Source organism: Mesorhizobium sp. M4A.F.Ca.ET.090.04.2.1 (genome assembly GCF_003999085.1).
Lineage (GTDB): Bacteria > Pseudomonadota > Alphaproteobacteria > Rhizobiales > Rhizobiaceae > Mesorhizobium.
Genome location: NZ_RZOT01000445.1, coordinates 1 through 5,198 on the forward strand (window position 1 = coordinate 1; position 5,198 = coordinate 5,198).

The window sequence follows — 5,198 nt, forward strand, 5'->3', positions numbered from 1 at the left end:
CCTATGCAGATCTTCGAGGGGTAGGTGTTTGGTTTCGTCGCCCGTCATGTCATCTCCAGAGTCGCACGCAATCGGCCGCTGATGGCGACCAGTCCGTGCCCCTCTGTCTGAAGCCTGAGAGACTCGCGCCCCGTAACTCTGTCGGCAGCGCTTACACCTTCGGCGCGGGGCGTGAGCCCCGACTTTCCAGAGTGTCTTTCCCGTCTACGGTTCTTTTGCCTGAGAGATTTCGGGCGATTTCCCCTTCGGCGGCAGCGCTCGCTGCTCTCTCCCGCAAACAGGTAGGACTCAAGTGTGAGCCCTCGACTCGTCATCCATAGCTTGTGAACGACACCTTGTCACCTGCCAGCGACATCTTGCTGACAAGTCTTCGCTAACCACGCGGTTTGCCGGTTTTTCAAGACACTGCCGATATGTTGCTCCGAAACGACCTTTTTGGGCCCGGCTACAGCCGGCGGCGGACGGGGACGACAATGGGCGAACTGATCATGAGCGCTCCGGTGGCGGGGCTGACCTCCAAGAACCGCATCACGGCCGAGGACGTGGTGATGCTGCGCCGCGAAGTGTTCGGCGACGGCATGGTGAGCCGTGGCGAGGCCGAGGCGCTGTTCGCGCTCGACCAGACGACGCGCGACAAATGCCAGGAATGGCCGGCGTTCTTCGTCGAGGCGGTCACCGATTACATCGTCCACCAGGAAAAGCCGACGGGTTACATCTCCGAGGACAATGCCAACTGGCTGATCCGGACGATCTCGCGCGACGGCATGGTCGACAGCCTGACAGAGCTCGAGCTCCTGGTGCATGTGCTGGAGAAGGCCAAATCGTCGCCCAGCCGGCTTTCCGCCTATGCGCTGGAGCAGGTCACGCATGCGGTGGTCGACGGCAAGGGACCTTTGATGCTGGGCGGCCAACTGGTTCCGGGACTGGTGGCCAAGGCCGAGGTCGATCTGTTGCGCCGCATTCTCTACGCCTATGGCGGCGACGGCAACATCGCGATCACCCGCGCCGAGGCGGACGTGCTGTTCAGGATCAATGAGAGCACCGCGGCGGCCAGCAACGACCCGTCCTGGAACGAGCTGTTCGTCAAGGCGATCGCCAATTTCGTCATGTGTTCGGCCGGATACGAGGCGCCGACGCGCGAGGTGGCGCTGCGCCAGGAGAATTTCCTCGATGATGCCGAGCCCGGAATCGGTGGCTTTTTCGGCCGCATGGTATCGGGCGGCCTCGCCGGCATCATGGGAGCCTACCGCTCGCCTGACGACATCGAGGCCGATTGGGAAGCCAGGAACCGGGCAGCCGAAGCAATGGCCCGCCGCGCCGAGACGGTCGATGCCGGCGAGGCGAGGTGGCTGGCTGAGCGAATCGGCCCGAACCGGCCGCTCAGCGAGAACGAGCGCGCGCTGCTGACGCTGATCAAGCATGCGTCGCCGGAAATCCACCCGGCGCTCAAGCCGCTGCTCGACAAGGTTGCTTAGGGCCCATTGATATTCAGGTGATGCCGGGGCAAATGGCGGTTTCCCGCGCTTCCGGCCTTCGCCGACCGAAGCGATCGTGAGACGCCGCACAGCCAAGGCTACGGCCGGCGTAGGCCGGTGCTCACGTACTTTGAGTACGTTCCGCTCCAGCTTCTCGGAGACCACTATTCTCGGCTCGACCCTGTACGGTCTTCAAATGCCGCCATACCAGTCGTAGCCGTTGTCCTCCCAATAGCCGCCGCGGCCGCCGCCGATCGCGGCGAAACTGTCGATCAGCTCTATTTTGTAGATGTATTTCGGCATCTTGTAGCCGAGCTGGCGCTCGACGCGCACGCGCAGCGGCGCGCCGTTCTCGACCGGCAGCGGCTTGCCGTTGAGGCCGTAGGCGAGGATCGTCTGCGGGTGGCGGGCGTCGATCAGGTCGATGGTGCCGTAATATTTGATGTCGCCGGAGAGAGACCGGTCGATCGTGTCGAGGCAGTGGAACATGACATAGCTGGCCTGGGGTTTCACGACCGCCTGGTCGAGAACCAGAGACAGCGGCGTGCCCGTCCATTTGGCGATGCAGCTCCAGCCCTCGACACAGTCGTGGCGGGTGATCTGGGTGCGGCTCGGCATGTTCTGAAGCTGCTCGCGGGTCAGCGCCAGCGGCTTCTCAACGAGGCCGGAGACTTCAAGGCGCCAGTCGGCGAAGTTGTTGGCAAGCAGCCCCTTGTAGGTGTCGTCGTCCGGCGCGGTGACGCCGTTCGGCCGCTGCGGCTGGCGGATGTCGGCCTCAGTGAATTCCTGGGCGAGCGCGTCACGGCCGGCCAGCAGGCGCTGGGCCCGGTATGTCAGGCCATTGGCGTTTTCGAGGAAGCTGCGCAGGCCACCGCCGACACCGAGACCGCTGTCGAAAGCATCGCAGCCGGACAGCGCGATGCCCGACAGGCCGAGACTGGCGGAAGTCAGGAATTTCCTGCGGTTGATCTGAAACTTCGCCATCTCAGGCGCTCCTCTCGGGCGAGTTGTCATCATGCGCCGGCGGGTCGGTGCGGTACCAGCCGGTGATGATCGAACGCAATTCGTTGACCGGGCCGGCGGCAAGGATCATCAGCATGTGGATGATGAAGAAGCCGACGAGCAGCACCATGACGGTGAAATGGATGGTGCGCGCCGTCTGCCTTCCACCGAGCAGGTCGTTGAGGAACGGCAGCACCGCGTTCATGCTGGGCGACATGGCAAGGCCGGTGATGATCATCAGCGGCAAGAGCACGAACAGCACGCCGCCATAGGCCATCTTCTGCAGCGTGTTGTATTCGCGCGTGTGATGGAACTTCAGCTTCGCGTGGTCGACGATATCCCGCGGCAGGCGCCGGAGATCGTCGAGGCGCGGAGCGAGATCGCGGCGGACATGGCCATTGATCAGGCCGGCGACCAGCCAGACGAGCAGGGTGGCGGAGAGCACCCAGGCGAAGAAGAAATGCACGACGCGGGCCGTGCCGAGATCATAGTAGGAGGGGATCGTGGCCCAGGAGGGGAAGGCGCGGGATGTCTCCTGACCGGGCGGTCCCGACCAGCCGAGCACGCCCGTCGTGTCGAAACGCCTGCCGAAGACGTCGGTGTAGCCGCGCGGACCCTGATCGGTGTTCTCGGCGCCGATGGCGAAGACGGTGTTGTTGTAGCCGAAGCCCGATTCCTTGCCGATGTAGAGCTGGGGGCGGGCATTGAAGATCTGCAGGCCGGAAAGCAGCATGAAGAACAACGCGATCGCCCAGAGCCAGTGGGTCAGCCGCGTCCAGCGCGACTGGCGGTAAATCAGCGTCATGTCGTTCGATGCGGCTGGCGCATCGGCGGCGGGGTCGCTCCTGGCAACGGTTTCCATCGGCTTTCGTTCTCCCGCAGTTCAGATCTTCGTTCTCCTTCCAATACGTCGCCGGCCCAAGCGATGTTTCATCCGATCACGGATTTATTACGGTGCGCCGAGGCTGACCGCCAGGTTGACCGCCGCCGCGACGATCACCGTGTTGAAGAAGAACGACAGGATAGAATGGATCAGTACCACCTGGCGCATGTGCGAAGTCGTGACGGCAGTGTCGGCGGTCTGCGCGGTCATGCCGATGACGGTGGCAAAATAGAGGAAATCCCAGCCCTCGGGCCGCTTGTCGCCGGGGAAGTCGAGACCGCCGACAGGCATCTTCCGCTTGCTGCTGGTGTCGATCTCGTCGCCGTTCATCCAGTAGACATGCGCGTAGTGGAGCGCCGCCATGGCGTGGATGGTGAACCAGCCGAGCGGTATCGACAGTATGGCGAAGCTGAGCTCGAATGGATGCGCGGCCTCCTTCTGGTTGATCAGATGGAACAGTGAAACGGTGGCGACACCGACGATGAAGAGCGTAACTGCAAAGATACCCAGTACAGGGAGGTCGGTAGCGCGCGCGTTCTTGCTGAGATAGTTGCCGGTAAGCCTCGGCATCAAGGCGAGGACCAGAACGATATAGGCGGCAAAGAAGACATTGGCGCCGATCGAGTAGGCAAGCGGCACGCGCAGGAGCAACGCTAGCAGCAAAGCGACGATGCCAATGGCCGCTGACAACGCGAACTGCATGTGCGGATGCATTGGCGTTTTGACGGATGTGTCGGCACCCATGGCCCGGCCTCTAAAGGCGTTCGGATCAGTCCGGTGTGACGGATTTCAACGCCCACCGCAAGATGCGGTCGAGCTCGCCAAGAAAGCGCGAGCGATCCTGCGGCGCGAAGGCGGCATTGTAGCCCTTGCTTTCGCCAGTCTCGCGCAGATGCTGCTTCAGGTCGCGCATCGCCACCGCCATGCCGATGGTTTCGGGCGTGAAGGGACGACCGGTCGGTCCCAGCACATGCGCGCCGAGCGCCACGGTGCGCGCGGCAAGCGGGATATCGGCCGTCACCACGATGTCGTTGGACACGGCATTCTCCACGATCCAGTCATCCGCCGCGTCGGCGCCCTTGGACACCACGACGTTGCGGATCATCGGATCGCGCGAGGGGCGCAGGCCGCCATTGGAGACATAGGTGACCACAATGCCGTGGCGCGCCGCGACCTTCTCGACCTCGGCCTTGACCGGGCAGGCGTCGGCGTCGACATAGATGACGGGTGCGGGCATCGTCCCTCCAAAACGAACATGGGGCCGGCTTTGACCGGCCCCATGGCAGAAATTCTCGAACTTGTCAGGCCGGCAGGGCGCCGGACTTCTTCGCGGTCCAGGTAGCGATGTAGTCCATCAGGCCGGGGTTGAGGCAGTCATAGGGCTCAAGCCCGATCGACTTCAACTGTGCCCGGATGCCATCCATACGGCTTGGATCGACACCGGATTCGATGATCGAGGACACGAAGGCGGTGAAGCCCGGCGGCGACCAGCCGTCTTCCTCGAAACGCTCGGGATGAATGAAGCTCAGGCCCTTGAACGGATGGTCGCGCTCGACCGGTCCATGCATGTGGACGCCGCAGCCGGTGCAGGCATGGCGCTGGATCAGCGCGCTTGGGTCGACCACCTTCAGCTTGTCGCCATTCTCCACGACGGTGACGTCGCCGGTGCCTGCCACGGCCACGACGGAGAATAAAGCGCCCTCAGGCTTCCAGCATTTGGTGCAGCCGCAAGCATGGTTGTGGGCGATCTGGCCCTTGACCTTCACCTTCACCGGCTTGCTGGTGCAGGCGCAGACCAGCGTGCCGCCGGCAAAGCTCGCGCTCTCCTTAGGCAGGCC

General features: G+C 63.4%; 6 protein-coding genes and 1 riboswitch. Of the genes, 1 reads left to right on the top strand and 5 read right to left on the bottom strand.

Going from position 1 to position 5,198, the window contains the following annotated elements; all coding sequences use genetic code 11:
• Nucleotides 1-197: 197 nt before the first annotated feature.
• Nucleotides 198-284: riboswitch (glycine riboswitch) on the bottom strand.
• A 189-nt stretch (nucleotides 285-473) separates the two neighbouring features.
• Nucleotides 474-1,475, top strand: a complete 1,002-nt coding sequence (locus tag EN781_RS25135) for a hypothetical protein (RefSeq protein WP_126054280.1) — start codon at nucleotides 474-476, stop codon at nucleotides 1,473-1,475.
• A 192-nt stretch (nucleotides 1,476-1,667) separates the two neighbouring features.
• Here EN781_RS25135 and EN781_RS25140 read toward each other — a convergent pair whose 3' ends face one another.
• The 5 genes from EN781_RS25140 to gfa all read right to left on the bottom strand — a co-directional run.
• Nucleotides 1,668-2,459 (bottom strand): molybdopterin-binding protein, encoded by a 792-nt coding sequence (locus EN781_RS25140; protein WP_126054281.1) that lies wholly within the window; start codon nucleotides 2,457-2,459, stop codon nucleotides 1,668-1,670.
• A 1-nt stretch (nucleotide 2,460) separates the two neighbouring features.
• Nucleotides 2,461-3,282 (bottom strand): cytochrome b/b6 domain-containing protein, encoded by an 822-nt coding sequence (locus tag EN781_RS25145; RefSeq protein WP_245455665.1) that lies wholly within the window; start codon nucleotides 3,280-3,282, stop codon nucleotides 2,461-2,463.
• A gap of 144 nt (nucleotides 3,283-3,426) precedes the next feature.
• Nucleotides 3,427-4,104, bottom strand: coding sequence for a DUF1345 domain-containing protein (locus EN781_RS25150; protein WP_126054283.1), 678 nt, complete (start codon nucleotides 4,102-4,104; stop codon nucleotides 3,427-3,429).
• A gap of 25 nt (nucleotides 4,105-4,129) precedes the next feature.
• The gene (locus tag EN781_RS25155) at nucleotides 4,130-4,597 is read right to left on the bottom strand and encodes a YaiI/YqxD family protein (RefSeq protein WP_126054284.1); all 468 of its coding nucleotides are present in this window, start codon (nucleotides 4,595-4,597) and stop codon (nucleotides 4,130-4,132) included.
• A gap of 64 nt (nucleotides 4,598-4,661) precedes the next feature.
• On the bottom strand, nucleotides 4,662-5,198 hold a 537-nt coding region (gene gfa, locus EN781_RS25160; RefSeq protein WP_245492650.1), incomplete at its 5' end, for an S-(hydroxymethyl)glutathione synthase.